The organism is Microbacterium terricola, assembly GCF_027943945.1.
Classification (GTDB): Bacteria; Actinomycetota; Actinomycetes; order Actinomycetales; family Microbacteriaceae; genus Microbacterium; species Microbacterium terricola.
The window spans coordinates 3,069,229-3,095,417 of sequence record NZ_AP027141.1 but is presented as its reverse complement, the minus strand read 5'-3'; the positions used below and the strand labels follow the sequence as shown (position 1 = coordinate 3,095,417).

General features: G+C 67.2%; 24 protein-coding genes and 1 tRNA gene. 12 read left to right on the top strand and 13 right to left on the bottom strand.

What is annotated here, in order from left to right; all coding sequences use genetic code 11:
- Positions 1-8: 8 nt before the first annotated feature.
- Together Microterr_RS14720 and Microterr_RS14715 are read right to left on the bottom strand one after the other, a co-directional pair.
- Positions 9-755: an SDR family NAD(P)-dependent oxidoreductase gene (locus tag Microterr_RS14720; protein WP_263797077.1), complete on the bottom strand. Its 747-nt coding sequence runs from the start codon at positions 753-755 to the stop codon at positions 9-11.
- A complete protein-coding gene (locus Microterr_RS14715) occupies positions 748-1,863 on the bottom strand; it encodes a zinc-dependent alcohol dehydrogenase (protein WP_263797078.1) in 1,116 nt (371 codons plus the stop codon). Before Microterr_RS14715 ends, Microterr_RS14720 begins: the two co-directional genes overlap by 8 nt.
- A gap of 138 nt (positions 1,864-2,001) precedes the next feature.
- On the opposite strand from Microterr_RS14715, the gene Microterr_RS14710 reads away from it, so the two are divergent.
- Positions 2,002-2,817 (top strand): molybdenum cofactor biosynthesis F family protein, encoded by an 816-nt coding sequence (locus tag Microterr_RS14710; protein WP_263797079.1) that lies wholly within the window; start codon positions 2,002-2,004, stop codon positions 2,815-2,817.
- On the opposite strand, the gene Microterr_RS14705 is transcribed toward Microterr_RS14710, so the two are convergent.
- The 3 genes from Microterr_RS14705 to Microterr_RS14695 form a co-directional block, all read right to left on the bottom strand.
- Positions 2,790-3,761 (bottom strand): AraC-like ligand-binding domain-containing protein, encoded by a 972-nt coding sequence (locus Microterr_RS14705; RefSeq protein ID WP_404810211.1) that lies wholly within the window; start codon positions 3,759-3,761, stop codon positions 2,790-2,792. The two genes, Microterr_RS14710 and Microterr_RS14705, sit on opposite strands and share 28 nt — an antisense overlap.
- 147 nt (positions 3,762-3,908) lie before the next feature.
- Entirely contained in the window at positions 3,909-4,790 is an 882-nt protein-coding gene (locus tag Microterr_RS14700) for an aldo/keto reductase (protein ID WP_263797082.1), read from the bottom strand.
- 42 nt (positions 4,791-4,832) lie between these two features.
- Positions 4,833-5,276, bottom strand: coding sequence for an FMN-binding protein (locus tag Microterr_RS14695; RefSeq protein WP_263797083.1), 444 nt, complete (start codon positions 5,274-5,276; stop codon positions 4,833-4,835).
- A 243-nt stretch (positions 5,277-5,519) separates the two neighbouring features.
- Between Microterr_RS14695 and Microterr_RS14690 the strand changes: the two genes are divergently transcribed.
- Positions 5,520-5,702, top strand: coding sequence for a hypothetical protein (locus Microterr_RS14690; RefSeq protein ID WP_263797084.1), 183 nt, complete (start codon positions 5,520-5,522; stop codon positions 5,700-5,702).
- Positions 5,703-6,005: 303 nt separating this feature from the next.
- The gene (locus Microterr_RS14685; RefSeq protein ID WP_263797085.1) at positions 6,006-6,965 is read left to right on the top strand and encodes a DNA N-6-adenine-methyltransferase; all 960 of its coding nucleotides are present in this window, start codon (positions 6,006-6,008) and stop codon (positions 6,963-6,965) included.
- A 100-nt stretch (positions 6,966-7,065) separates the two neighbouring features.
- On the opposite strand, the gene Microterr_RS14680 is transcribed toward Microterr_RS14685, so the two are convergent.
- The 4 genes from Microterr_RS14680 to Microterr_RS14665 form a co-directional block, all read right to left on the bottom strand.
- On the bottom strand, positions 7,066-8,952 hold the full coding sequence (locus Microterr_RS14680) for a zinc-ribbon domain-containing protein (RefSeq protein WP_263797087.1): 1,887 nt from the start codon (positions 8,950-8,952) through the stop codon (positions 7,066-7,068).
- Positions 8,949-10,106 (bottom strand): TniB family NTP-binding protein, encoded by a 1,158-nt coding sequence (locus Microterr_RS14675; RefSeq protein WP_263797088.1) that lies wholly within the window; start codon positions 10,104-10,106, stop codon positions 8,949-8,951. Before Microterr_RS14675 ends, Microterr_RS14680 begins: the two co-directional genes overlap by 4 nt.
- A gap of 108 nt (positions 10,107-10,214) precedes the next feature.
- The gene (locus Microterr_RS14670; protein ID WP_263797090.1) at positions 10,215-12,035 is read right to left on the bottom strand and encodes a DDE-type integrase/transposase/recombinase; all 1,821 of its coding nucleotides are present in this window, start codon (positions 12,033-12,035) and stop codon (positions 10,215-10,217) included.
- A gap of 28 nt (positions 12,036-12,063) precedes the next feature.
- Positions 12,064-12,816 (bottom strand): TnsA-like heteromeric transposase endonuclease subunit, encoded by a 753-nt coding sequence (locus Microterr_RS14665; RefSeq protein ID WP_263797092.1) that lies wholly within the window; start codon positions 12,814-12,816, stop codon positions 12,064-12,066.
- A gap of 430 nt (positions 12,817-13,246) precedes the next feature.
- Here Microterr_RS14665 and Microterr_RS14660 point away from each other — a divergent pair, with 430 nt between their 5' ends.
- On the top strand, positions 13,247-13,681 hold the full coding sequence (locus Microterr_RS14660; protein ID WP_263797093.1) for a hypothetical protein: 435 nt from the start codon (positions 13,247-13,249) through the stop codon (positions 13,679-13,681).
- A 93-nt stretch (positions 13,682-13,774) separates the two neighbouring features.
- Here Microterr_RS14660 and Microterr_RS14655 read toward each other — a convergent pair whose 3' ends face one another.
- On the bottom strand, positions 13,775-14,092 hold the full coding sequence (locus Microterr_RS14655) for a hypothetical protein (RefSeq protein WP_263797094.1): 318 nt from the start codon (positions 14,090-14,092) through the stop codon (positions 13,775-13,777).
- 564 nt (positions 14,093-14,656) lie between these two features.
- On the opposite strand from Microterr_RS14655, the gene Microterr_RS14650 reads away from it, so the two are divergent.
- From Microterr_RS14650 to Microterr_RS14630, 5 genes are all read left to right on the top strand, one after another.
- Positions 14,657-15,565 (top strand): hypothetical protein, encoded by a 909-nt coding sequence (locus tag Microterr_RS14650; protein WP_263797095.1) that lies wholly within the window; start codon positions 14,657-14,659, stop codon positions 15,563-15,565.
- The gene (locus Microterr_RS14645; RefSeq protein WP_263797096.1) at positions 15,562-16,068 is read left to right on the top strand and encodes a hypothetical protein; all 507 of its coding nucleotides are present in this window, start codon (positions 15,562-15,564) and stop codon (positions 16,066-16,068) included. The genes Microterr_RS14650 and Microterr_RS14645 overlap by 4 nt, the downstream gene beginning before the upstream one ends.
- Positions 16,065-16,556, top strand: coding sequence for a helix-turn-helix domain-containing protein (locus Microterr_RS14640; RefSeq protein WP_263797097.1), 492 nt, complete (start codon positions 16,065-16,067; stop codon positions 16,554-16,556). Before Microterr_RS14645 ends, Microterr_RS14640 begins: the two co-directional genes overlap by 4 nt.
- Positions 16,557-17,115: 559 nt before the next feature.
- On the top strand, positions 17,116-17,967 hold the full coding sequence (locus Microterr_RS14635; RefSeq protein WP_263797098.1) for a hypothetical protein: 852 nt from the start codon (positions 17,116-17,118) through the stop codon (positions 17,965-17,967).
- A complete protein-coding gene (locus Microterr_RS14630; RefSeq protein WP_263797099.1) occupies positions 17,954-18,889 on the top strand; it encodes a hypothetical protein in 936 nt (311 codons plus the stop codon). Before Microterr_RS14635 ends, Microterr_RS14630 begins: the two co-directional genes overlap by 14 nt.
- 256 nt (positions 18,890-19,145) lie before the next feature.
- Here the strand turns inward: Microterr_RS14630 and Microterr_RS14625 are convergent.
- The 3 genes from Microterr_RS14625 to Microterr_RS14615 all read right to left on the bottom strand — a co-directional run bounded on the left by Microterr_RS14625 (position 19,146) and on the right by Microterr_RS14615 (position 21,894).
- Positions 19,146-19,219, bottom strand: a tRNA-Gly gene (locus Microterr_RS14625).
- Positions 19,220-19,279: 60 nt separating this feature from the next.
- Positions 19,280-20,728: an aldehyde dehydrogenase family protein gene (locus Microterr_RS14620; protein ID WP_263797100.1), complete on the bottom strand. Its 1,449-nt coding sequence runs from the start codon at positions 20,726-20,728 to the stop codon at positions 19,280-19,282.
- Between the two features lie 11 nt (positions 20,729-20,739).
- Complete coding sequence (locus Microterr_RS14615) at positions 20,740-21,894, bottom strand: acyl-CoA dehydrogenase family protein (RefSeq protein ID WP_263797101.1); 1,155 nt, start codon at positions 21,892-21,894, stop codon at positions 20,740-20,742.
- Between the two features lie 125 nt (positions 21,895-22,019).
- On the opposite strand from Microterr_RS14615, the gene Microterr_RS14610 reads away from it, so the two are divergent.
- The 3 genes from Microterr_RS14610 (at position 22,020) to Microterr_RS14600 (ending at position 26,174) form a co-directional block, all read left to right on the top strand.
- On the top strand, positions 22,020-23,531 hold the full coding sequence (locus Microterr_RS14610) for a PucR family transcriptional regulator (protein ID WP_263797103.1): 1,512 nt from the start codon (positions 22,020-22,022) through the stop codon (positions 23,529-23,531).
- Positions 23,532-23,626: 95 nt separating this feature from the next.
- The gene (gabT, locus tag Microterr_RS14605; RefSeq protein ID WP_263797105.1) at positions 23,627-24,973 is read left to right on the top strand and encodes a 4-aminobutyrate--2-oxoglutarate transaminase; all 1,347 of its coding nucleotides are present in this window, start codon (positions 23,627-23,629) and stop codon (positions 24,971-24,973) included.
- Positions 24,954-26,174, top strand: a complete 1,221-nt coding sequence (locus tag Microterr_RS14600; RefSeq protein ID WP_263797106.1) for a CaiB/BaiF CoA transferase family protein — start codon at positions 24,954-24,956, stop codon at positions 26,172-26,174. The genes gabT and Microterr_RS14600 overlap by 20 nt, the downstream gene beginning before the upstream one ends.
- Positions 26,175-26,189 lie beyond the last annotated feature (15 nt).

Sequence of the window (26,189 nt, the reverse complement as noted above, 5' to 3'; positions counted from 1 at the left end):
GGTCGAGGTCAGAGGCCGGTCACGAGATAGCCGCCATCGACCGGCAGAACCGCACCCGTGATGAACGAGGCCGCATCCGTGCAGAGGAAGGCGACGACGGTGCCGATCTCATCCGGGTCGCCGAAACGGCCGAGCGGGGTGCGGGACAGCAGGCGCTCGCGGATAGCAGGGTCGTCCTTGAGCGGTGCGAGCAACGGGGTGTCGATCCAGCCCGGTGCGATCGAGTTGACGCGGATGCCGTCGGAGGCATACACCTGCGCAAGCGACTTCGTGAGTTGCACGACTCCGCCCTTCGAGGCGGAGTATGCGGCGATGTCGCCGCCGCCGAAGTAGGAGTACATGGAGGCGATGGTCACGATCGATCCCCGCGACGCGGCGAGAAGGACGCGTGCGAGGTCGATCGTGCGGTAGACGGCGAGCAGCTGAATCGACACCACACGTTGGAACGCCTCCCATTCGAGCTCGCGCTCACCCAGGCTGATGCCGGCCGCGGGGACGAGGATGTCCAGCCGGTCGAGTTCGTCGAAGAGCTGGGTGAGCTGGCTGTCGTCGGTCACGTCGAGCTCGCGAAGGTGCACCCGTTCGTGCTTCGGGGTGTCTGCGGACCCGAGCCCGACCGCGTGGACTTCTGCCCCGAGGTCGGCGAGGACGCGCGCCGTCGCCGCGCCGAGCCCTGACGTGCCGCCCGTGACGACGGCGATCTTCCCCGCCAGCAGGTTCGGCGCGAAGGCGTGGACGCCGCGTGCCTCAGTCATTCGGCACCAGGATCGCCTTGATGACGCCATCCTGCTTGCCGCGGACGACCTCGTAAGCCGCCTCGACATCTTCAAGGGGGAACCGGTGCGTCACCAATTCGGCGTACGGGAACGCGTTGCGCTCCAGCGCTGCGATCGAGGGTTCATACCCGCCGGCAGAGAGGAACGACGGCAGGATGTCGATCTCCCGCGTGAGCAGCTGCTCATCGGCCTGGAACTCCACGAGGGCGTTCGCGCCGCAGGCGCCGGCGAGCACGACCCTGCCCCCTCGCCTGACGAGAGTGACAGCCTGCCGCTGGGCGGCAGGCACACCGGCGATCTCGATGACCGCATCCGCCAGCCGGCCGCCGAGTGCGCCGCGCACGGCATCCGGAGCGTCGGCCTCGCGACTGTTGACGGTGGCGTCCGCCCCGAAACGCAGGGCGAGGTCCAGGCGTGACTGGCGAGTGCCCACCATCACGACCCGCGCCGCGCCGGCGGTCTTCGCTGCCGCGGCTATCAGCAGCCCGACCGGACCTGGACCGATCACTACCACATCCTCACCTGGGGACACGCGTCCTCGTGCGACGGCCCGAAAGGCGACCGCGAGCGGTTCCACGAGTGCCGCGGTGTCCCAGGGGATGCTCGCAGGCAGCGGGTGCACGATCGCGTTCGCGGGGACGGTGAGTATGTCTGCGTAGCCGCCCCACAGCCCGGGGGTGTGCGTACGGGGGATGTTGATGCCGTACTCACGTCCGACGGGCTCACCGCTCGCAGGATCATCCCGATCACAGAGGTTGTACCGACCTTCGCGGCACCGCGCGCACCGGTTGCAGGGGAGGAGCATCTCCACCGACACGCGGTCGCCGACGGCGAGGCCGCGGTCGCGTTCCGCCTCGGGGCCGAGCGCCGCGATCTCGCCGACGAATTCGTGGCCAGGGACCAGCGGGAACGGATCGCCGATGTGCCCCTCGAGCAGGTGCAGGTCGGTCGCGCAGATGCCCACCCGCTTCACCCTGAGCAGCATGTCGCCACCGGTCGGCGCCTCCACGGCCACTTCATCGAGGTCGACGGATCCCTTGCGGGGGAACACCACCTGGCGGGCTGTGGTCTCGAGTGCACGCGTCACGAACAACTCCTTCGTCGCTTCATGTTGTCTCTGTCGTGGGTCCGCGGGTTTGTCGGGACAGGAACGGGCCTTGACTCTGGGGGAACGATGGCGGCTGAGCCGTTCCGCCGGAAGGTCTCGGGCGTCAGACTGCCGCACATGACGAACGATCAGGATGAATTGATCCTTGGCGACGAGTCGCCCGATTGGCTCAATATGGAGGACTTCGCGCAGGGGATCGACACCAACCGGGTTCCGCGCACGGACGCGCTGACAGGTCGCACGGTCACCGTTGATCTCTCGGGCGGTGGCTCACTGACGGTCGACTTCGATGAGACCACCGTCACCTGGACCGTCAGTGGCGTCGATTGGGCCGGCGGCGGCACGGATGCCTACGAGGCCGTGCCTGTGGGCGTCGGTGCGTTCTGGGTGGACTTCTCGATCGCCGAGCGACAAGTCGAGACGATCACGCTCGTGTTCTCGCCGCCGATCGGGTGGGGTCTCGTGGTTCACTCCGTCATCCAGCCTGAAGATTTCGCGAGCGAGACACGCGTGACGCAGACCTTCCACCCTGGTCGCGTCGTCGGCGCTCCAACGGGTGGACCGCTTCCCGCTCCTACTCGCGACCTCATCGGCAAGCGCACACTGTTCCGCTACAGTTCCCGCCACCTGTACGAGCACATCTACCTCAGCTCCCGTCGCTTCGTCTGGCACAACCTGATCGGTGAGCAGCGTGGGCATGCGGCTGCCGAGCTCACCACCACCTACAAGCTCGAGGAGGGCATGTACCTCTTCACCTGGCGTGAGGAGAAGATCCCCGTCGGCACGGTGTTCGTCTTCGACTACGCCCGCGGCCGGTCGACCGGCAAATTCATCGGCCTGACGGGCGACGGCGTCGTCGCCAACAGCCCGGGCGGGGCCGAGATTCTCGAGTTCGGGTACTCCGACTACGCGGACTTCGCCGATCCAGTCTGAATCGCGGCCGCGCGTACCTCGCTCGGCGACCGGTCGAACGTCGCGCGGAAGAGCCGCGAGAAGTGGGCTGCGTCGATGAACCCCCACCGCGCCGCGATGGTGCCGATGGCCCGGTCGGCGAGCAGGGGGTCAGCAAGGTCGCGGCGGCAGTGCTCGAGCCGTCGGGTGCGCACCCATGTTGAGACAGTGGTGCCCTCCTCGCGGAAGATACCGTGCAGGTGCCTGGTGGAGATGAAGTGCGCGGCGGCGATCGCGGCGGGGTCGAGCTGCGGGTCGGCGAGGTGATCCTCGATGTATCGGCGGATGCGGGTGGCGAGTGCCTGGTGGCCGGTCGGGCTGAGCGCGCCGAGCTCGCTCGCGAACATCGTTGTGACGAGGTCAATCGCGTTGTGGGCGAGTCGGGTGCCGGTCGGGCCTGAGAGGCGCTCGATCCCATTGGCCATCTGCTCAAGGAACGGGCCGATCATCCCCGGGAGCCCTTCGCCGTGCGCGAATCGCACCGCCGTCAGCTGCCCCACCGACTCTGCGGGGAGGTCGAGCAGTGTCTGGGGGAACATCACCACCATCATCCGAAAATCGTCATCGAAGACGAGGGAATAGGGGCGGGCGGTGTCATAGACCGCGATGTCGCCCGGCTGAAGCAGCGCTTCGCGGTTGTCTTGGATCAGGAGGCTAGAGCCGGAGATCTGCAAGCTCAGTTTGAAGTAGCGGCGGTCGCCCCGGGTGATCAGCTCCGGGGTTCGCTCGACGGTGTGCTCGCGTGCGCTTACCTCCGAGACGTGGATCTCATCGACCTCGGCCATCCGGATGCGGCCGGCGAACCGGCCCGGGTTGTTGCAGCGGACCTGCAGCGGCACGAACGACTCGCTCGCGGCGGCGCGGAACTCGGTGAAGTCATGGGTCGTGAAATCGGAGACTCCACCTCGGGTGACGGGTCCAGCGATCACGTGCAGCCTCCTCATCGAGTGCCTGTCTTCGGACAATATACGATTTGTGTGCGACGAGCACCACGCACCCCGATGATCTGCGCGGAGTGCACAAAAGCTTGCGCTCCGATCGTGGGGGGTGGCTACGTCACGCCGCGGTCATCGTCACGCCTCCGGGATCGGTCGACCGAAGGTCTCGAGAGTGATCGCCTCGGGCTCGGGTCCTCCGCGGGTCTCGGTGTCGAGCGCGTCGATGGCGGTGACCTGCTCGGCGCTCAGCTCGAAGTCGAACACTTCGAAGTTCTCGGCGATGCGTTCAGGCTTCGTCGACTTGGGGATGACGGAGCGACCCTCCTGGATGCCCCATCGGAGCATGATCTGCGCGGCCGACTTGCCGTGCGCGTTCGCGATCTCGAGGATGGTCGGGTCTTCGAGGGCACTCCTGTCGGAGTCGCGGTAGTGGGTGATCCCACCGATCGGCGACCAAGCTTGCGTGAGGATCCCGTGCTCGGCGTCGGCCGCCTGCAGCTCCTTCTGCTGGAAGTAGGGGTGCAGTTCGATCTGGTTCACGGCCGGGATCACACTGGTCTCGGCGAGCAGCTGCGTCAGGTGGTCGGGCATGAAGTTGCTCACGCCGATCGCGCGTACCTTGCCATCGGCAAGGAGTCTCTCGAGCGCTCGGTAGGCGTCGAGGGTGAGGTCGAAGCGGCTGGGTAGGGCCTGGTGCAGGATCAGCAGATCGATCTGGTCGATGCCCAGCTTGGCGGCGCTCTTGTCGAACGCGTGGAGGGTGGCGTCGTAGCCGTAGTCACTGATCCAGACCTTCGTCTCAATGAAAATCTCTTCACGGGCGACCTTGGAGCGACGGATGCCCTCCCCCACCTCGCGCTCGTTGCCGTAGGCGGCGGCGGTGTCGATGTGGCGGTAGCCGGTGCGCAGCGCCGCCTCGACGGCGGCGGTGGTCTCGTCGGGCGGTGTCTGGAAGACGCCGAGTCCGATGGCGGGGAGTTCGACGCCGTTGTTCAGCGTGAGAACCGGAACGGTCATGTCAGTCCTGCTTTCTGGCGTGGGGGCGGCGGGGTGATCCCATCAGGCAGCAGCCTGGTCTTTGATCTTCGCGAGAGCGGCCATGAAGCCTTCCGAGCATCCGCTGGAACCGGCGAGGCGGTCGAGCGCGATCTCGTCGATGTTTCGCCCGATCACGGCTCCGGGTAGCGCCTCGGCGAACCGCCGCTGATAGCCGAGCGAGGTCTCGTCCTCGGCGGGCGTGGTGATTTCCACCGCGGTCACCACGTCGTCATCGATCGTGAGAGTGACGTCGTGGTGCGACGGCAGCCCGCCATACCATCCGGTGGCGGTGTACTCGCCGTCCGCGTAGTCGGTGTCCGTAGCCGTTGCGGGCGCTTTGGTGACAGCGGTGCTCGGCGTCGGCGAGGTGCTGTCCGCGTTGGCGGCCGATGAGTTCGCACCCGGGTTCGCCTCCGCACTGCACGCGACAAAGCCGACACCGGCTGCGACGATGCCGAGGCCCACCACGGCGCGGATATGACTGCGAGGTGGCACGATCACGCCTCTCGCGAGGCGGATCGGCGGTCGGCGTCCGCTGGTCGAGCAGGTGCCGAGAAACTCTCGCAGCTCGGCTCGGTGTCCATGGCTGACACGCTACGCCCGGGGAGTCGAGCCAAGGAGGCTCTGTTCGTACCTGGTTCACCACGGTCTGGATGCCGCAGTCGTCGGAGGGCGGACTCGTTCCGCGGATCGTTCTAGCGTGAGCTCATGGACGAGCCGATCCTGCCGGAGGCAGAGGAAGCGCGGCGCCGCACGAACGTCACGCGCAAGCACTCCGGGTCGCCCCCAAGGGATGAAACGCTGTTCTGGAGCGCGCAGCCCGGCGTGCGCGAGGATGCCATCGACGCTCGTCGTCAGGACGCCATGGGTGAGACCCTCCCTGCTGCCTAGGTGCGCGAACGGTACGACCTCAAACCGCTGTGAGCGAAGTGGCCACCGACCGATCGGCTAGCGCGACTCCGTGACGTTCGTTCCGCCCCGGGCGGCTGGCGTCGACAGGCAGCCACCTGAAATGCGGCCGCGTCGGCGAGAGAGTGCGGGCCGCCCGGGGAAGATGGATCCGTGTCCGATCGACGTTTCCACCCGTTTGCGAACGCGTACCCACTGATGGGTGCCGAGCCGCTCGCTGAGCTTGCTGACTCGATCCGCCGCAACGGTCTGCGCGAGCCAGTCGTGCTCCACGCGGACGACTCCGTGCTCGACGGCCGCAATCGGTACCTCGCGTGTCGCACCGTAGGGGTCGAGCCGACCTTCGTCACCTTCCGGGGTTCCGACGAGGAAGCGCTGCAGTTCGTCATCGACACGAACACGCATCGTCGTCATTTGACCGAGAGTCAGCGTGCCCTGGTCGCGGCGCGGCTGGTCGGGTTCTCACATGGAGGTGATCGCGCCGCGTCTGTCGCAGGGGTGCCACCAATGCTCACTCAGCGGCAGGCAGCGGAGCGTCTCGGGATCAGTGAGCGCACGGTCCGTGACGGCAAGCTCGTGCTGGACTACGCGCCCGACGCGCTCGCCGGGGAAGTGGAGCGTGGCCTGCTGGCGGTGCGAGCCGCGGCAGAGATCATCCGTGCGGCGGGGAAGGACCAGGCGCTGGTCGCGGAGTACCACCGACTGCGGCGGGCAAGCGGTAGCGAGGAGTGGTACACACCACGTCACATTCTTGCCCTCGTCGCCGAGCTTCTCGGCGAGATCGATCTGGACCCGGCATCGAACCCGGGAGACCCGTGGGTGACCGCACGTCAGCACTTCAATCGTGCTGATGACGGGCTCACCCGCCCGTGGGCCGGCCGAGTGTTCCTGAACCCTCCGTGGAACGCGCAAGGCTCGCCTGCGAGGTGGGTGGCGAAACTCGTGGACGAATACGAGGAGGGGGACGTGACCGAGGCGGTATGTCTCCTCCCTGCCCGTGTGAACACGTCGTGGATGGCCCGGCTCGCGATCTACCCGCGGGTCTTCGTCCGCGGGCGGCTGAAGTTCACGGATGCTGCCGGTGACGCCCCCTTCCCAGTCGCGTTGGTATACCTCGGTGCTCGAGTTGCGGAGTTCACCGACATCTTCAGCAGGGTCGGGAACGTGTACGGATACCTCGCTCCCGCGTCTGAATCCCTGAGTGCGGCGCAGCCGGGGACGGCGTCCAGCACGACCGCCGACTGAGAGCCGACGCGCCCACGGCGACCCGAGTGCCGGGGCGTGGAGCTGACGGGTCCCATTGCCGCGGGGAGTAAGCGGCACGTGTGCCGCTTGCTCCCCGCGCCTACCGGGCGTGACGAGGGACAGCCCGTTCGTCCGGGGGGCATTCTGAGCAGCCCCCGGAGAGGACGCGGTTCGCGGCGCTTCGCTTCATCTGGTGGCCGTTCGGGCATAGCCAGACCCAGATTTTGTTTGAGCCGGGGAAGACCTCGTCGGGCCGTGTCCAGTTGAGGTAGGGGTGCCATTCGGCCGCGATTTCGGGGTGACGGGTGGCAAGGTCGTTGAACCCTGCCAGCAGCAGGCGGCCGGCGCAGTACGGGCAGCCGCCCCCTGCTACGCGCCGGTCGATGCGCATCGGGTACTCGTGTCCCTTGGCGCATCGCCAGGTCGCGGGTGCGTGGCTGTGAGGGCTGTAGTCGTGGGGGGTTTTGCCGGTGTCGGTGTAAACCCACTCGGCCGCGAGAAGAGGTTCCTTCTCCGCGAGGGTGCCGCGTTTGGTGACGGAAGCGAGCCGGCGGCATTCCCGGCATGCGTGCCCGGCGGCGCGTTCCCGGTACCGTGCCCGGAACTCGTGCCCTGCCGCACACACCCAGTCCGCGAAGATGGGCGAGTTAGCGGTGTGGCGGTACGGGTTGTATCGGGTCAGGGAGCTCGGGGCTAGCTCAGCGAAGGCCCGCGGGTGGCGAGTGGCGAAGTCGTTGAAGCCGGGAAGGATGCTCCGGTTCTGGCAGAAGGGGCAGCCCTGGTCGTTGTTGCTGCGATTGGAGGGCGTCGCGGAGAACGGGTGTCCTTCCCGCCGGCAGAGCCAGTGCACCTTGATGCTGCTGCTAATGGCGACCATGGTAGGTAGAAGGTCACCGTTGCGCTCGTAGTCCCATTGCGCCAGCAGTGCCGGACGGGAGCCGATGTCGTTGAGGCCTGGCGTGGCAGTTCCGGTGCGCGGGCACACGAGGCAGCGCGGGTCCGGGTCGCTGCTGGTGCGGGTGAAGCTGTGACCGTGTGCGCAGACGTGATGCCGGGTGTGACTGCCGGGGACGAGGCGTTGGTACGCGTCACCGAGGTAGCTGTTCGCGGTGGCGGGCGTGTCGGATGTCTGCTCGAGGAACCGGGTGAATGGTTCGCGCTCCCGCATCCGTGGGAGGTTCGCGACGGCTGCGGGGTGAACGGGGAAGTCATGCGGGTGCCCCGCGATGAAGGGTTCTCCGGTGCGCGAGGCGGTCCGGGCGGCAGCGAATGCGGGACGCAGCGCCAACCACAGTGCCCGGGTCGTATCGGGCTGCTTGCTCCCTGCTCGGGCAGTGACCGCGGACTGCAACTTCAGGAACGTGCGGGCGTAAGTCTGCCGGGGGTCAAGCATCACGCGGAGGAAGTCCGGGTGCGTGAGCTGCGCGATGAGGTCGATGACCATCGGGAACACGTCCGACTCAGACCGGCCGAGTTCGGCGGCCAGGTGCTGTGACGCCAGGCCGTACAGGCGCGGGTCGATGCGGGAGGTGCGACGCAGCTTTTCGAACCGCGCGGCTGCGCGGAGGTGCGACTGGCCGATGCGGTGCTGTGCGTCGGGTGTCTCCGTGAACCCGACCCAGCGCTGGTGGCGTGCGCACACCGGGGCGAGGAAATGCGGGTCCTGTTCGACGTGGTCGCCGTGCGTGCACAGGGTGCACATCCAGCGCTGCTGCAGCAGGTCAGTGCACTGGTCGCAGGTGGTTCCGTCGCGGTGAAACACACCCGCGTTGAACGGTCGGGGAGCCGGGGTACTCCGATTCTTCTGATGGAGAAGCGTCGGCCACTCGGCCTTCGCGAGCTGATGCTCGGCCAGGAGGACGCGGGGCAGGTCGGCGGGTTCCGAATTCGCGGCCAGAACACGCCGGGTGAGCGACTGGATGCTCTCACCATGTCGGGGGCGGACACGGAACGGGAAGGGACGCGGGCGCTCCATTGTGGTCGTCATCGTCCGTTCACCTGCTCCATGAGCGCGCGCTTCGCGGCATCGACGGCTGGTGATTCGTTTGCTTGACGCTGCTTCGGCTTGGTGGCCGCCTTGGGGCGCCGTGCGCTCACAGTGGGCAGGTTGCGGCGGCGGTAGTGGGCTTCGGAGCTGTAGTCGAGGGCGTACTGGTCCAGCGCGTCCTCGGTGAACTCTTCCGGCGCGCCTTCACCGGCGGAGATGAGGTCGATGGCGGTTCCGGTGAGGAGTCGGGAGAGGGCGCCGATGCTGCCATCTGTGCGCTGGTGCAGGTACTCCGCGAGCGGGTCGAGTGTGCCAGGGGCGTTGTCGATGAGCGGGCACAGCTTCTCGAACGTGGCGACGATACGCTTCCACGTCTTCCGGTCGTCAGGGTTGGCCCATTCGTATTTCACCATCGGGACGGCGGTGAACCGGCGAGTGAGCTGTTGGCCGCGCAGGCCCGACATGAAGCCCTGTGCGGTCAGGTCGATGCCGGCGTAGAGGAATGTCGCGGTCAGGTCGTTGGAGAGTCCCTTGAGGATGTCGGATGCTTCGCCGACTCCGGCGGTGCGGCCGGCGAGGTTGTGCAGTTCGTCGACGACGATGACCTGGGTGTTCGCGCGGCGCAGTGCCGCGACGACTTTCACCCGGAGTTCGTCCGCCGTCTCCCGGGGGAGCACCGCCAGTCCGAGGAACTCGGCGAACACGCGCATCAGCGTCTTGCCGTTCGCCGCGGCCGGCACCTCGATGTAGACGACGGGGATGTGGTCGGCGGCTCGCCAGCCGGGGAACTGCAGGCTGTACTGGTCGACCACCCACCGCATGAGGGTTTTCGCGGCGGTGGTCTTGCCCATCGTGGAATCGCCCGTGAGCATGACCCCCGCGTGCCCGGAGTTGCGGGCACTGTTGGCCGCGAAGGCTCGGGTCAGCACGGTCTTGCAGTCCTGGATGGTCGGGGTGACCACGACGAGACCGCCGGACAGGTAGGCGATGCGGGCGCGGTCGAACTCCGCCCGTTCCGGTGCCGGCATAGCGTCGTAGTCGGGGCGGGTCAGCGCGGCCACCGGGCTGATGGGCCGAGTGAGGTAGTCCAGCAGGGATTCGCGGCGGTTGAGGGCGAGGGGCGCAGCCCCGGGGTGAGTGAACTGGATTGTCATGACTTCTCCATGCGCGGTCCGCATCGGTTTCTGTGACACGCCGCCGATCGCGCACCCCGGGCGCCTCCGCCCCGGCCACGCAAGGCGGCGACCGGGGCGCAGACGATGTCACAGGCTGGTGTAGTCGTACTCGTCGTCGTCATCATCATCGAAATCGTCGAAGGACGCGGCGGCGACGGCAGGCGCCGAGGCCGGCGTCGATTGCGGGAACGGTGTCCCTGTCGTCACGGCGTTGAACTGTGCCACCTGCGCGCGAGGTTCGTCGGTGACGGGCGCCAGGTCGGGCTGAAGGTTCACCAGGTCGCTGCCGCGCTCGGTGCATTCGATGAACGTGCCGTTGTCCAGTTCCACCCACACCACCCGGGTGTTGTACGGGTCGCGCTTCACCTTCCATTTCCCCTTGTGCTTCTTGTGGGAGGACTTCTTGTTCCGGTGCGGGTGCAGTTCGGGGGAGTCGTATTGGCGGGAGTTGACCTGAACGCCCACATCTGAGATGACTCGCCACACGGTGTCCAGCAGGCCGACGTACCCGTTTGTTGTCATGGGGATGCAGAACTGAGAGACCTGGGTGACGGCGATGGTCGCCTTCTCCAGGGGAGAGATGCTCACGGTGGGCTGGCGAGGGTCGAACAGCCCTCGATGCGCACGCTGGTGGTAGTCCCGCATGAACCAGTCATCCAGCAGTGCCCACAGCATGTCCAAGCTCAGCAGATTGTCTTCTTCCGGCTTGTGGCCGCGGTCGCTGGGGCTTCCCCCGGTGTACCCGGGCAGCGTTTGGATGAACATTTCTTTGACGGTCTTGAAGAACCTCTCCACGTGCGGCTTGGCCGTGGGCGTGCGCGGCGGCGACAGGCTGATGTCGATGCCGCAACACTCTGCCGCTGCCCGGAACGTCTCGGACACGTAGTCCTTGCCGTTGTCCATCTGAATGCGCCGTGGGTGGATGAATGGATGCTGCCGCGCGAGGTCCTGATACTCCGCCCAGTCCATCAACTCGAAGTCGGTCCGCTGGTCGTTCAGCGCCGTACGCACGCCCGACAGGTCGGGCCGGTTCTGCCGGGGCGTGAGGGCCTGGCCGAGGAGCAGCACGTGGTCGACTCCCTTTGTGGCCTTTGTTCGGAGCGTCCACGCCAGAACCATGCGGGTGCCCACGTCGAGCATCACCGTCAAGTGCGGGCGCACTACCTTCTTCCCATTCCTCACCAGCACGTCCAGGGGGGTGGAGTCCACCTGGACCTCCGCGCCGGGGAACTGCTCCACGTTCTTCTTGAACTTCTCCTTCTTCGGCCGGTCGGCCGCGGAACGCCGGGTAGATGCCTTTCCCCTGAGGTACCCGCCGGCATCGAGTTGTTCGATGTACCGGTACATCGAGCTGTCCGACACGTCGCCATCGGTTCCGTGCTGTCGCCGCACGCGCCTGCGCACCTCGTCCATCACGTACTTGGCTGTACGCGTCGACTGATGGGTGCCCTCGTGCAGCACGTCGAGGATTGCGTCACGCACCGGGACGGGGATGTTCTTCGTCGGGTCAGACAGCCGTGTCCAACGACCGTCGACGAGGCCGGACAGGCCATCCTCCCGGTACTGAGCTAGTTTTCGCATGAGCGTAGTTCGCGACATCCTCATCCCGTAGGCCTGGAGTTCGCGGACCTTGTGCTGCACCCGTGTCTCCTGTGTCGTCGTCTCGAGGTCATACGCTGGGCGTCGCTCCCCGTCCGGGCCAACCCCGGTCTCGACTTCGCGGATGTGGTCGGCGAGGGTAACAACTCGCCGTTTGAGCGGTGCGTCCAGTTCGTCCAGGACCCGCGGGTCCGGGCGGGGGAAGTCGTCGGATGCCAGTTCAGCGGCGTGTCGGACGGTCTTCTTCCCCGTCTCCCGGCTCACCAGCGTCACCTCGGTGCCAGCAACGGCGACGATGTTGTGCACCACCCCATCGAGTCGGACCGATATCGGCTTCTCAACGGAGGGCATCGACGGCCTCCAATCCAGCGACGACCGCTGCGTGCAGCACAGTCTGGGGCGACAGCCGGTCACCGAGGTCGAAGGTGCACTTTCGTGACCACAGCACATGCAGCGCCATCGCTCGAGCATCCGCCTCGGCGGGGGCCGGCATCGCGGCGACGAGGTCGTGGAACGTCCACCCGTCCTCAAATGCCGTGTCCAGCTCCGTGTAGGCGTCGGCAGGTGGCGCGTAGACGGGGTGACGGAAATGGGAGATGAACTCCAAGGTGACCTGATGCTGCGGCGGCAGCTCGGTGAGGACGCGGTACCCCCACCCGACGCGCGCGCAGGCCTGAGCCGTGAGCTCGAACTGCCGACGGGCGTGCTCCACGCGGGCTTCCGGTTTCACGTCCACCAGTGACTGGGTGCCGTCGTTGTGCAGCACCAGGAAGTCCGGGAAGTGGACCTCACCCCGCATGGTCAGCTTCATCGGCTGAGATGCGACCGCGACGACCCCCGCGGCGAAATCGAGTTGCATCATCGCGGCGCGCTCCAGCATCGACTCGCACCACACGTGCCGGCCCGTCGAGGCGCACCAGTACCAGTTGTGGTAGTTCTTCTGCCCCTTGTACTGGTGACCCTCCCGTATCCGGTCGACCAGGTACAACTCCTCACTGAGAAGGTCAGGGGACAGCGGCTCAACCCGGCGTTCGTCCAGGGTCAGCCATTCCGCCCCATCGATAAGCGATTCAGGTGTGTTTCTGTTCATAGGAACTCCATGCGCGGTCCGCTCCCGAAGCTGTGACACCTGTGTGCGGTGAGCGCCCGTCACTACGCACCGAGCAAGGGCGCTCTCGTCAGAGGGACGGCCGCGGCACAGCATGGAACGGGCACCGCGGGCGTCCCTCCCGTGGTGTTGCACTCGGGCCACCCGCTCCTCGAGACCTAGCGGAGACAGGCCTCGGCGCTTCACTCTCATGGGCTGCGCGACAGTCATGACGTCCCCCCGGTTCGAATCTCAGGACGGTCCGGCCGAGGCGGTGCCGGTTCGCCGTGCCCGGGTGCGGAGGATCGCATACTCCTGGGCCTTTGCCCGGTCAACATACGGGGACGCTCGCACCCGTGCTGCAACAACTGCGAGCGCACCCACCCGCGCGGTGGTGTCACGGCCGCGGGCGAGGACCGCGCATGTGTTCGGCATGCACACACGCCAGACACCCGATACCGCACACCAGGACTGGTGGATCCGATACGACGCCGTCGCGCTCGTTGCACACGAGCTCGGTCGCCTGCCCCGGCTCAGCGACGGAGTACTTCCCGCCATGGTCTCCTGGCTCGCGAACCAACGTCGAAACGTCGGACTAACTCCCGAGAAACGCGCCGCACTGGAAGCGCTGCCGGGGTGGAGCTGGGACCCGCGCGACGACGCTTGGATAGCCCGCGCCGAAGACCTTCAGCTGTTCATCCAGGAACGTGGTCGCGCCCCCCGCATCAGGAGCGAAGGCGAGGAACGAAAGCTCGCCTACTGGCACTCCCAGCAACGCGTCGCCCTCAGCGACGGTCGGCTGCGCGCCGACCGAGTCGCAGCCTTCCGCTACGCGATCCGAGGACTCCGGGAGAACCCGGTGAAGTGACACATCCTTCCTCCCCGACGTCAGACTCGGGCATCGATGCCGCGTGGCTTTATGCGGCATGCCGCGGCATGGCCGCGCTCTGGTTGATGTGGCTCACTCTCCGGACCGTGTTGCGTCGACCGCTGACGCCCACACCCACGTCCGATGTCGCGTTCCGGCGATTTCGAAGGTGACGCCGACCGCTCGCGGGGTCCATTGCACGGCGAGCGCGTGGACTTGGATGGGTGTTTTCCCGAATCGCACCCAGACGAGAACCTCGCGCGGATCTGGATCTACCGTCTTGGGGAGCTGGTCGAGTTGGAGTTCCTGCGTCGTGAGGGAATCCAGCGGGCCGGCGGCAGCGATGCGTTCGACGATCCGCTGGTCCATTCGCGCATCCACCTGCGTCGCGTAGCGGCGGTTCGTGCCCACCTGGTCCGATCCTCGTCTCCGGCCGACAGTTGCGCCCCTGGCTAGGCGTGTCCAATCACTCGTACGCAGCCACGAGCGCCCATCGGCCGTCAATTCCCTCGACGTCTACGACGGCCGTTCGCTCATCTCGCTCGCTGCGAACGGTGAATCGCCAGGCCTGCCAGAGCCCGCCGCCCTCACGTGTGGGTTCATCAATCACTCGCCACCGGTCACCTCGCCAGACCATCCGCACAGGCTGGCCACGACCGCACCACACGTGAATATTCTCACGATCTGAGATAAGCATTGAGCGACCTTTCCTAGAACAAGTATTCGATACTAGGCGAATAGACACCAGGGCGGAAGGCACAATCCTCAGGACCGGCGCGACCGTGGACTGGCGACGTCCACCTGCTCGCAGTTGATGCAACCTGGGACGCGCGATCCGAATAGCGTCGACGGCGCACAGTCACAGCGCGCAAGGAGCGGGATGACGATGGAGATGGACTCTCTTGAGACGGCGGCGACGTTCGATCTGCCGGATGAGCAAGTCGACCTGGCCGTCACCGAAGTGGAGGTCCCCCGATGAACGACTCCCGATTCCGTCCCGTCGTCGCCGTCGACATCGACGGCGTTCTCCGCGTCGACCCGCCCGCCCGATACGAGATGCCCGCGCCGGGCCTGTTCGCACGACGCATCACGATGCGCCGGGACGCGTACCCGACCTACTTGCATGGGGAACCGGAGTGGGATGAGGAGGACAAATGGACGTCAGTCCATTGGTTCTCCGGCGTCGGGGCCGAGTGGATCCGCGACCTCCTCGAACGGGGCATCGACGTGGTCTGGGCGACCACCTGGCAGCAGTACGCGAACCTCTACTTCGCGAAACGTCTCGGGCTCCCCAAACTGCCTGTCGCGGTGCGGGGCCCGGGCGACGTGGGGGAGCGTCCTTCGGTCTGGAAGTCAAGGATGCTGTCCCGTCAATTCGACGGGCGACCGCTGCTGTGGGCAGATGACAACCCGGTCTCCAGGCAATCGATGCGACTCGATCGCCTCCGCCGCCGCAACGACCGCATCATCACCCACTTCCATTGGGTCAGAAACTGGGACGCCGGCATCACCGCCGAGGACGTCACCGAAATGAACGAGTGGCTGGACCTCGCCTCCACCCCGGCCGGTCACGACGAGCTCCGTCGGCGCCGGCGACGCGAACGCGACAACGCGCGGGCCAAGGAGATCCGCAGTCTCTGGGGAACTGTGGAGAACTATCGGGCCTGGCAGCCGGTGCGCGCACGGCTGGAGGACGAGCTTGGATTGCACCGCTCCTTCGTCGGGGTGTTCGGATCCGTCGCCCGTGCTCACCCCGGTGACATCGACCCGGCAGAGATCGCCGACCTCCTCGACCACTGGGGCAATCCCCGAGCCAACCCGCCCGTCGACGCCATCGTCGCCATCCTCAACCAGTACCAGCCCGCTCCGCGGAGACCCAGATGAACTCCGAGTCCCCGATCAACGGACACGGCATCAACACGCCGCTGACCGAGCACTCCGCGCCCGGCGTGTACATCGTGATCACGGGGTCGCGCACGCTCTACCAGGTCGAGATCATCAGCCACGACGCCCTTCCGGTCATCACCCGGTACCCAGTAGTGAACGGCCTCCTCAAAGACGGCACACCGCTGCCGGGTGTCAGCGGCTTCCAGTTCGACGCAACCACGGGTCTCGGAGAGATTCGGTGGTGGAAAGATGATCCGAACGACTACGACAGGCCGGACCTGACCTACGCAGGCACCATCCGTACCACTAGTCGGGTGCTCGTGATTGCTCAGGTCAGTGACATCCCCGCGGCCCACAACCTCGACCGGCCCCCGGTAGACGAGGGACGGCCGGGGAACGAGGCTGTTGTGGACCTAATCCGCACCACTATCGCCTCGCTCGACTCCTACGAGAAGTTCGCCGTGTTCGTCGAGCTCCTCCTTGTCGGGAAGCGCCGATGACCGAACCCGCATCCCGCACTCAGCCGGAGCTCAGTGTTGCTGAACGTGAGTTCGCGATCGCCGCGGGAGTCTCGTCGGACGCGTTCACCGGGGAGAGCGCGGAGATCAACGCCCAGTGGCAGGCCGCATCAGCCGCTTGGGTCGAAGCAGAGAAATCATCCTGGCTGACCACCGTCGAGGTCGCGAAGCTCCTGAACGTCACCGTGGCGGAGGTGCGACGCTTGCGTGCCCGCGGTGATCTGACGGCGGGTCGTGCCGGGCGCGAGTTCGCCTACCCCAACTGGCAGTTCACGTCGGGAGGCAGATTCCTCCCCGGCCTGCGAGTGCTCTTGTCTGCCTTTCCGCCCGACTACGACCCACTGGACATCGCAGCATTCATGACCACCTCGACGGAAGACCTGGACGCCGCCAGTCCGAAGGAATGGTTGGAATCCGGTGGCGATGCCCACCGACTCGTTCATCTCATCGGAGATCTGTCTTGGGCCTGACTGGTGCGACATCGGGAAAGGCGGTTGCCTCGGAGACACCTGGGATCTCCGGAACGAAGTCTGGATCCACGTGGCTCAACCTCCGCAGTATCCTCCACTCGGCCGACGCGTGGGGGTCAGGCTGTACCGCAAGTGAGCCCGGCAATGCAGCCTGTTCGGCGGTTCAACGCCAGTTCGGCGGTGCGTCGCTGCAACCCGTCCGTCTCGCGATCGCGTCGGCGTCACGGTTCGGAATCTAGAACGTCGACGGCGTCAGTCGTCCGTCCCTGTTGGTCGGCGGAGCGGATGATTGTGAACGTGTTGCTGATCGCGGCACCACTAGACCGGGTAGGCCAGGCCCGGCGTGTGAGATCACAGCTCGCGGGGCACCGCTGGACGTCACACGCCGTAGGGGTCAAGTTCACGGCGGCTGGCAGGAGCATGCGACGTGGGTGTGGTCAAAGCGCTGTCGAACGGAACGATGGCATCCGACCCTGTCAGAACGAGTGAGGCGGCGCGTTTCCGACGGCGACCCGGTACCACTGCTAACCTCCTGCCCAACTGGGATTAGGGAGTGCGCGTGGCAGACAATGACGCGACCGAGACCGCCGCTGGCGTGGGGACTATCGGATCGAACAAGGTTCGTTCCAAGAACGGCGTTGCGCGCGTCGGCCTCAAGACCATCGACGAGCAGGCCAAGAAGATCTGGAACGTCGCCCGCACGAGCGAAGTCGCGGAAGTCCAGATCGCGCGCGCGCTCGCCGGCAAAGCGGACGCGAAGGCCAGCGGCGGCGGTTGGCGCGCGAGGATTGCCATGCTCCGGCTCTACGGGATCGTGGACAAGACCCGAGAAGGCTTCTTCAAAATGACCGACCTCGGGATCGCGCTAGCGAATACTGGCGATGAGGCCGGGCATCAGCAGGCGCTACGAACGGCCGTAGTGAGGATTCCTGCCAATTCGTTAATTCTCAAACGCTACGACGGTGGCGAACTTCCCGGGCTGGACACGCTTGCGACGGAGTTCGAGTTCGGATACTCGCTTTCGAATGCCGACGCAAAGTCGGCTGCGCAGGTGTTCCTTGCCAGTGGGAAGTACGCGGGCCTGGTGTCGGACGGCGGCCACGTGAGTCTTGACGGTACGCCCTCAGACCTTCGCGACGAGCTCGAGGAAGAGCAGGGTGAAGACGAGGACTTGTCCGACTCGGGTATTGATGGCGACACTGATGCGGAGCAGGAGACTCCCCCTCCCGCCGACACACGTGGGCCTCGTCGGGATAACCCTCCCCCTCCCCCTCCGCCCGCCCTGCCCGCGCTGACCACATCTCCCGTATCGCTGAGCGTCAAGCTCGACATGAGCGGCTGGGCAGTTGATGACGTGCTTCGTGTACTCGGCGCACTCGGTTACGAGAGCACCGAGCGTGCTGGATCCTGAAGATGGATACCTGCTGTTCGAAACTGATCAACCCCGTCTACTCACGGCGTTGAAGGCCGTTGGCGTCGGCTCCCCCGTCTACGACAACGACGCGAATGCGGTCCTCGAACATACCGGGCTGGTGAAGAACGAAACTGACCCGGAGTTGACCGAAGCTGGCTTGGCGCTTTATCGCGCCGCCTTTGTCGCGCGAGATGACGAGGCCACTAACCGCTTGCTTGGCCAGGCGATCCGGACCTTGCTGCCTATACAGGCAATCGCGCAAGAACTCGGAAATTCGACGGCGATCCCTGAGCAGGGTGTGGTCGACTTACTCGCTCTGCATCGCATCGTCGATCAGGACTTCACGGTGGAAAACGCTCGGCCGACGTTCCGCTGGTTGAACACGCTCAAGGTCCTCGTGTATTCGCAGAAGCAGAAGACCGTTCGCTACGTGCCCGACTCCCCCGAGGCGGCGAAAGCGGGCGAGATCGAGTCGCTTGCTGCGATGATTTCACCACGGACCCCATACTCCAACGTTGCAAAGCTCCGTAAGGTGCTCCGCACCCAGATAGGCGTGGTGATCTGGGCTGACCAGCACTTCGGAGCGCGAGCCTTGGAAGAGCTCGTTGACGAACTCGATCCGACCAAGGTCACTGAGCTCCGGATCCTCTCCGGGAGTGCGCCCAACGTCGCATCGCCGAAGAGCTTCAAGGACTACGAGCGGTTCCGCGACGAAATGAAGGTCAAGGGAATCACGGTCGAGTGGAGGGTCGACGGAACCCGGGAGTGGCATGACCGGTGGCTGATCGACGACAAGACGGCGCACAACGTTCCACCGGTCAACAGCCTCTTCGCGAATCAGTACTCCGAGATCTTGCCCACCAAGGAACGACCGCCCGCAGAGGAATGGTGGAAGCGGGCAACGCCTCGAACGGAGTAGTTCCTGCAGGCCGGTCTGGCAGGGGCGGGAAGCCGGGGACGCGCCCCTGGCTTCTGGCATGTGTAGCAAGTCAGAAAACCAAGGTTTCGAGAACTAAGAGGACTAGGCCCCGCCCGTGAAAATACTGGGCTAAGGGCCCTAAACGACCGGCGGATTTGGCGTCTGCTGCGTGATCACCAGTACGACCTGGCTCTGGAATCGACAGCGCCAATGTCAACTGGCTTGAGAAAGTCTCAACAATTATGAGAATCCACAGTGGAGGGGCTGACGGGAATCGAACCCGCGCTATCTGCTTGGGAAGCAGAAGTTCTGCCATTGAACTACAGCCCCACTGGCCTGGCGGCCTCGGCAAGCCTATCAAAGAGCCGAACGACGTCGTCGAGCCGATCGTCAGCCGCGCAGGTAGACCGTGGTGGACTCGGTGAAGAACTCGCGCGCGGCACGCCCCTGCTCTTTCGGGCCGATGCCGCTCCCCTTGACTCCGCCGAAGGGAACGTGCGGGTCGGCGCCCGGGGTCTCGGAGTTCACGTGCAGGATCCCGACGTTCCAGTCGTCGAGGATCTCGGACACGCTCGCGATGTCGCGGGTGAAGACGGCGCCGGAGAGGCCGAACTCCGAGTCGTTCGCCAGTGCCACAGCATCCTCCCGCGAACGGGCGCGGCGGACGACGAGCACGGGACCGAACAGCTCCCGCTCCCACAGGTCGCGGTCGGAGTCGGCATCCACCTCGAAGATGGTCGGGCTGACGAAGCATCCCTCCGCGAGCTCGCCGTGCGCGTAGGCGGGTCGCCCGAAGACCTCGCGCACGCCGGCCGCTCGCGCACGCTCGATCGCGGCGAGCAGCGTGCGGTGAGACCGCGTGTCGATCACGGGCCCGAGGAAGGTGTCCGTGCTCAGTGGATCGCCGACGACGAGCTTCGCGGTGCGCTCGGCCAGCCGCTCGATGAAGGCGTCGGCGACGGCCTCCTCGACGATGACCCTCGACGTTGCCGTGCACTTCTGCCCGCTGGACCGGAAGGCGCCCGACACCACCTGATCGACGGCGAGGTCCAGGTCGGCATCCGCCAGCACGATCGCCGCGTTCTTGCCGCCCATCTCGCCCTGGAACGCCTTGCCGAGCTCGGCGCAGCGCGCACCGAGCCGTCGACCCACGCCCGTCGAGCCGGTGAAGGTGACCGCGTGCACGCCGGGATGCTCGACCAGTCCGCTGCCGATCTCGCTGTCGCCGAGCACGAGCTGCAGCACGCCGGCGGGAAGGCCCGCGTCGACCAGGGCCTCGACGAACCGCATCGCCAGCAGCGGCACCGCCGATGCCGGCTTGAACAGGACGACGTTGCCATAGGCCAGCGCGGGCGCGATCTTCCAGGCGGGGATGGCGATCGGGAAGTTGAACGGCGTGATGGCCGCGACGACCCCGACCGGGCGACGGCTGACGAGGATGCGCTCACCGCGCCGCGGCGAGTTGTAGATCTCTCCGGCTTCACGGTCGGCGTCGGCCGCGAAGAACCGCAGGATCTGTGCTGCCCGCAGCACCTCGCCACGTCCCTCGACGAGTGTCTTGCCCTCCTCGCGGCTGAGCTCGCGGCCAAGGCCGTCGGCGTCCGCTTCCAGGCGAGAGGCCGCCCGCGCGAGGTAGCCTGCCCGCTCGTGCGCGGGCGTGTGCGCCCACGACCGCGCCGCCGCCGCCGCGGCGTCCACCGCCCGCGTCAGCTCGTCGGCGCTGCACGTGCGACCACGGGCGACGACCTCGTCGCACCGTGCCGGGTTGCTGACCTCGAACTCTTCGCCCTCCCCGTCCACCCACTCGCCTGCAATGTGACTGCGCACCGTGACCGTCATGATCGAGCGCCTCAGAACGCCGGGATGCCGGTGATCATCTGCCCGAGGATGAGCGTGTGCATCTCGTCGGTGCCCTCGTACGTGCGGACGGACTCGAGGTTGTTCGCGTGGCGCAGCGGCGAGTAGTCCAGGGTGATCCCGTTGCCGCCGAGGATGGTGCGGGCCGTTCGGGCGACGTCGATCGCAACCCTGGTGTTGTTCAGCTTGCCGGTGGAGATCTGGCGATGATCCAGCGTGCCGGCATCCTTCAGCCGCCCCAGCTGGAGTGCCAGCAGGAATCCCTTGTCGATCTCCAGTGCCATGTCGACGAGCTTCTGCTGGGTGAGCTGGGCTGCGGCGATCGGACGGCCGAACTGCAGGCGCCCGATCGAATACTCCCTGGCGACGATCCAGCTGTCGCGCGCGGCGCCGAGCACACCCCATGCGATGCCGTAGCGGGCTTCGTTCAGGCAGACGTAGGGCCCACGCATGCCGATCGCTCCGGGCAGCAGCGCATCATCGGGGACGCGGACGTTGTCGAGGTCGATGTCGCACTGCTGCGATGCGCGCATCGAGAGCTTGGCGGCGATCGGCGTCGCCGTGAAGCCCTCGCTGGCGGTGGGCACGATGAACCCGCGGATGCCCGCGTCGGTCTGTGCCCAGATGATCGCGATGTCGGCGATGGCCGCAAGGCCGATCCACCGCTTCGCCCCGGTGATGACCCAGTCCGACCCGTCGCGCCGGGCGAAGGTGGTCATGCTCTGCGGGTCGGACCCGGCGCCCGGCTCCGTGAGCCCGAAGCATCCGATCACTTCCCCCGCCGCCATCCGCGGAAGCCACTCCGCCTTTTGCTCCTCGGAGCCGTGCCGGTGGATCGCGGTCATCGCGAGCGACCCCTGCACCGACATGAACGTGCGCAGGCCCGAATCGCCGGCCTCGACCTCGGAAGCAGCGAGGCCGTACTCGACCGCGCTGCGCCCCGCGCATCCGTACCCGTCCAGGTGCAATCCGAGGAGCCCGAGCTCGGCCATCGGGGCGATGATCTCGCGCGGGAAGACCGCGTTCTCGTACCATTCGGCGATGTTCGGGCGGATGGCGTCGTCCACGAATCGGCGGACCACGTCACGGAAGGCGATCTCATCGGCGGAGAGCAGCGTGTCGAAGCTGATCAGGTCGGTCGGTTCCATGGTTCCTCCAGGGCGGATGTGCGAAGCCCGCACCGTGAGACTAGGCCGAGCCCGGTGAGCAGATGTGTATCATCGGCACACTGTGACGGTGCAGCTATGCGCTGCGCACAACTCAAGGAGGAGTCATGGTCACGCTGGCCGACCTTGTGCGCGCCTCAGGGCCCGCACTGCAACCCGTCAACGCCGCGGCCAGAGCGCCGATCGAGCTCACCGGTGTGCACATCTCCGAGCTGATCGACCCCACCCGGTACCTGGAGGGCGGCGAACTGCTGCTCACCACCGGGATGCCGCTGCTCGATCCTGCTGTCGCGGTGCCCGACTACATCGAGCGGCTCGTGGATCGCGACGTGCGGGTGCTCGTCATCGGGCTGGGCCCGAACTACGACGAGGTGCCGGCCGCGCTGCGGGAGGCGTGTGATGCCGCGGGGATGCCGCTGCTGCTCGTGCCGGTGGACCAGGCGTTCCGCACGGTGACAACGAAGTACTGGGAGCTCGTCGCCGCCGAGGGCAGGGCGGGACTCGTCCAGCAGATCGGCCTCCAGACCTCCGTGGTCCGCGCAGCGGCGGGTGCGAACGGGGTGGATGCCGTGGTCAAGTCCGTCGCGCAGGCGATGGGCAGCTGGGCGATGGCGGCGCCGTTCGAGGGGCCCGAGGTCTCCATCTGGCCGGCGAGTGCGGCGGGTGTGCTGCCGGCGCTGCGCACGGAGCTGCAGCGGTTCGCCCAGCGCGGCAGCATCGGCGCCGCGACGTTTCCGCTGCACGGATTCGATGTGATCGCCTACCCGATCACCGAGGGCAGCCGTCCCGTGGGCGCGTTCGTGGTCGGGACGACCCGCCGGCCGTCGAAGACGGACCGGCAGGTGATGCTCACGGCCGCCGCGGCGCTCTCGCTGCGCGCCACGCTGCGCAACGATGCGCACGGCAGTGAGCGTTCGATCGACAGTGCCGCCGGCGCGCTCTTGCTCGACGGCGAGGTCTCCGCCGCGCGGGCGCTGCGGGCGGCGGTCGGCGCGCGCCCGATGCCTCCCGCCGTGAGGGTCTTCGTCCCCGCCGCGCATGTACTGCCCTCGACCTCCCCCCGTGCGATGGCGCCGCCGTCGCCCCAGGCCCATGCGATGGTCGCGGAGCTGATCCGCCGCGGGCTGATCGCCGAACGGTGCAACCCGCCTCTCGCCGCCTGGCACGCCGGTCGCCTGGTGCTGCTCATCGACGAGGCGGCAGGCGCGGGTCCGTCGGTGGACTCGAAGCACTGGACGCCGCTCGAGTCGCTCAGCGGAGCACTGAGCGACCCGGTGCCGCTTGCCGAGGTGCCCGCGGTGGTCCGCGCGACCGTCGAGAGAGCGCGCCGTGCACAGGCAGGAGCCGTGCTCACCGCGAGCGATGCGCCCGGCCGGTCTCAGGGTGATGTGGCGGCCGAGGCGCTGCGGATGTACTCGCGTGCGCCGCTCGTCGAAGCAGTACAGGGGTACATCCGCCATCGCGGCAGCTGGGAGGCCGCCGCGCGGGAGCTCGGACTGCACAGGAACACCGTGCGCAACCGCGTGCAGATCGCCCGGGACACCCTCGGGATCGACCTCGACGACCCGGACATCGCGTCGGAGCTGTGGATCGCACTGCGCGACCACCCGCATGGCTGACCGGGACCACTCTCGATGAAGGCTGTGCGCGCACACCAAGTTCCGCGCGGCGGGGTGCCTTATCGTCCGGAGGACAGTCGATCGAGGAGGACCAGGTGAACACGGTGGTGGAGCAGGTGCGCATCAGGGAGGGCGGGCTGCCCGGGTCGGCCTCGGCGGCGCGCGCGGATGCGCGGGCGCGGGAGCTGCCTCGCGGGCTCGGCAACGCGGTGCCGATCTTCATCGAACGGGCGTCGGGCGCGATCCTGCGCGACATCGACGGGAATCAGTTCATCGACTTCGCCTCAGGGATCGCCGTGACCAGCGTCGGCGCCTCGCACCCGCGCGTGGTGCGCGCCGTGCAGGAGCAGGCCGCGCTGTTCACGCACACCTGCTTCCTCGTGACCGAGTACGACGGCTACCTCGGCGTGGCGCAGCGGCTCAACCGACTGACGCCGGGGGATCACGCGAAGAAGACCGCCCTGTTCTCGACCGGTGCGGAGGCCGTCGAGAACGCGGTGAAGATCGCGCGGGCCCACACGGGGCGTGCCGCCGTGGTCGTGCTCGATCATGCCTTCCACGGTCGCACGCTGCTCGCCGGCACGATGACCGCGAAGTACAAGCCCTACCGGGGTGCGGGGCCAGCCGCCACCGACATCCACCGCGCACCCGCGCCGTACCCGTACCGGTGGCCCGGTGGTGCGGAGAACGCGGCAGAGCAGTCGTTCGCGCGCCTGACCGAGATGGTCGAGACTCAGATCGGCGCCGAGAACGTGGCGGCGATCGTCGTCGAACCGGTCCAGGGCGAGGGCGGCGTCATCGTCCAGCCGCCCGGGTACCTCTCCGCCATCCGCGACTACTGCACGCGGCATGGGATCGTCATGATCGCCGACGAGATCCAGGCGGGGCTTGCGCGCACCGGCGCGATGTTCGCGGTGGAGCACGACGGCGTGATCCCCGATCTCATCACGACCGCGAAGGCGCTGGCCGCCGGGCTTCCTCTCGCAGCCGTCACCGGACGGGCCGAGATCATGGACGCGATCGCGCCCGGCGGGCTCGGCGGCACCTACGCGGGCAACCCCATCGCCTGCGCCGCGGCGATCGCGGCCCTCGACGTCATCGTCGAGGAGGGCCTCGTCGACCGCGCCCGGCGCATCGAGGAGCTCACCCGGTCGGCGCTCGCCGACGCGATCGCGGCGCCGCACGTCGGGGAGTTCCGTGGCCGAGGGGCGATGCTCGCGCTCGAGATCGTGCACCCGGGTGGTACGCGGCCCGATGCCGAGACGGCCGCAGCGATCGTCGCGCGGTGCCACGAGCGCGGCCTGCTCGTGCTCCTGTCCGGCACCTTCGGCAACGTCATCCGCCTGCTGCCGCCCCTCGTCATCGATGACGACCTCCTCCTCGAAGGCATGGGCATCCTCGCCGAGGAGGTGCGGAGAGCCGATGAGCTCGCGACCGCTTGACGGCGTGGTCGTCGCGGACCTCAGCCGCGTTCTCGCCGGCCCGCTGGCCGCGGTGATGCTCGCCGACCTCGGCGCCACCGTGATCAAGGTCGAGCGCCCTGGGTCGGGCGACGACACCCGCCAGTGGGGACCTCCGTGGAGCGGATCCTCGAGCTCGTACTTCGAGAGCGCCAACCGCTCGAAGCAGTCGATCGCGCTCGACTTCGCCGATGCGGACGACCTCGCCGTCGCCCACCGGCTCGTCGCCAGAGCCGACGTCGTCATCGAGAACTACCGTGCTGGTGCCCTCGCCCGCTTCGGGCTCGACGAGGCCACGGTGCGCGAAGGAAACCCCCGGGTCGTCTACACGTCGATCAGCGGATTCGGTTCGGGAGCCGGCGCGGACCTGCCCGGCTACGACTTCCTCGTGCAGGCGGTCGGCGGCCTCATGTCCATCACCGGCGACCCGGACGGCGAGCCCCAGAAGGTCGGCGTCGCCCTGGTCGACGTGCTCACGGCGAAGGACGCGGTCATCGGGACGCTCAGCGCGCTGCGCCACCGCGACAGCACCGGCCTCGGCCAGCACGTCGAGGTCAACCTGCTCTCCTCTCTCCTGGGATCCCTGGCCAACCAGGCTTCGGCGTACCTGGCGACAGGGGAGGCTCCCGCGCGCCTGGGCAACCGGCATCCGTCCATCGCCCCCTACGACAGCCTCCGCTGCCAGGACGGGTCGCTCGCCGTCGCGTGCGGCAACGACCGGCAATGGCGGATCATCTGCGAGGTCATCGGGGCGCCCCAGCTGGCGGATGATCCGCGCTTCGCGCGCAACGCCGACCGCGTCGCCCATCACTGTGAGCTCGTCGCGGAGCTCGAGACCGCCCTCGCGGCCGACACGGTGACCGCCTGGGCGGAGCGATTCTCGGCCGCCGGCATCCCTGCCGGCAAGGTGAACACGATCGGTGAGGCGATCGCGCTCGCGCGCGACCTCGACCTCGACCCGACTGTGCCGGTCGGTGAGGGGCATCCCGACCAGCTCAGCCACCCGATCCGGTACTCCGCCTTCCGTGTCGCGACCCCTCGCACGCCTCCCGCGCTCGACGCGGACGGGGATGCTGTGCGCGCCTGGCTCGCGCAGGAACAGGTCGATGTGCGCGCAGGGTCAACTTCGCAGACACCTGTACCGCCAGGACATGCGAGCGGCGGGGACAGCCACGTAGCGTGACGCGCACCGGCGGTG

What these genes read in the sequence shown, in the direction of transcription:
- Microterr_RS14680 (WP_263797087.1), bottom strand. Translation starts at nt 8,952, where the DNA reads ATGACGACCACAATGGAGCGCCCGCGTCCCTTCCCGTTCCGTGTCCGC.
- Microterr_RS14720 (WP_263797077.1), bottom strand. Translation starts at nt 755, where the DNA reads ATGACTGAGGCACGCGGCGTCCACGCCTTCGCGCCGAACCTGCTGGCG.
- Microterr_RS14690 (WP_263797084.1), top strand. Translation starts at nt 5,520, where the DNA reads ATGGACGAGCCGATCCTGCCGGAGGCAGAGGAAGCGCGGCGCCGCACG.
- Microterr_RS14645 (WP_263797096.1), top strand. Translation starts at nt 15,562, where the DNA reads ATGAACTCCGAGTCCCCGATCAACGGACACGGCATCAACACGCCGCTG.
- Microterr_RS14665 (WP_263797092.1), bottom strand. Translation starts at nt 12,816, where the DNA reads ATGAACAGAAACACACCTGAATCGCTTATCGATGGGGCGGAATGGCTG.
- Microterr_RS14615 (WP_263797101.1), bottom strand. Translation starts at nt 21,894, where the DNA reads ATGGAACCGACCGACCTGATCAGCTTCGACACGCTGCTCTCCGCCGAT.
- Microterr_RS14640 (WP_263797097.1), top strand. Translation starts at nt 16,065, where the DNA reads ATGACCGAACCCGCATCCCGCACTCAGCCGGAGCTCAGTGTTGCTGAA.
- Microterr_RS14675 (WP_263797088.1), bottom strand. Translation starts at nt 10,106, where the DNA reads ATGACAATCCAGTTCACTCACCCCGGGGCTGCGCCCCTCGCCCTCAAC.
- Microterr_RS14600 (WP_263797106.1), top strand. Translation starts at nt 24,954, where the DNA reads ATGAGCTCGCGACCGCTTGACGGCGTGGTCGTCGCGGACCTCAGCCGC.
- Microterr_RS14660 (WP_263797093.1), top strand. Translation starts at nt 13,247, where the DNA reads ATGCACACACGCCAGACACCCGATACCGCACACCAGGACTGGTGGATC.
- Microterr_RS14610 (WP_263797103.1), top strand. Translation starts at nt 22,020, where the DNA reads ATGGTCACGCTGGCCGACCTTGTGCGCGCCTCAGGGCCCGCACTGCAA.
- Microterr_RS14700 (WP_263797082.1), bottom strand. Translation starts at nt 4,790, where the DNA reads ATGACCGTTCCGGTTCTCACGCTGAACAACGGCGTCGAACTCCCCGCC.
- Microterr_RS14620 (WP_263797100.1), bottom strand. Translation starts at nt 20,728, where the DNA reads ATGACGGTCACGGTGCGCAGTCACATTGCAGGCGAGTGGGTGGACGGG.
- Microterr_RS14650 (WP_263797095.1), top strand. Translation starts at nt 14,657, where the DNA reads ATGAACGACTCCCGATTCCGTCCCGTCGTCGCCGTCGACATCGACGGC.
- Microterr_RS14710 (WP_263797079.1), top strand. Translation starts at nt 2,002, where the DNA reads ATGACGAACGATCAGGATGAATTGATCCTTGGCGACGAGTCGCCCGAT.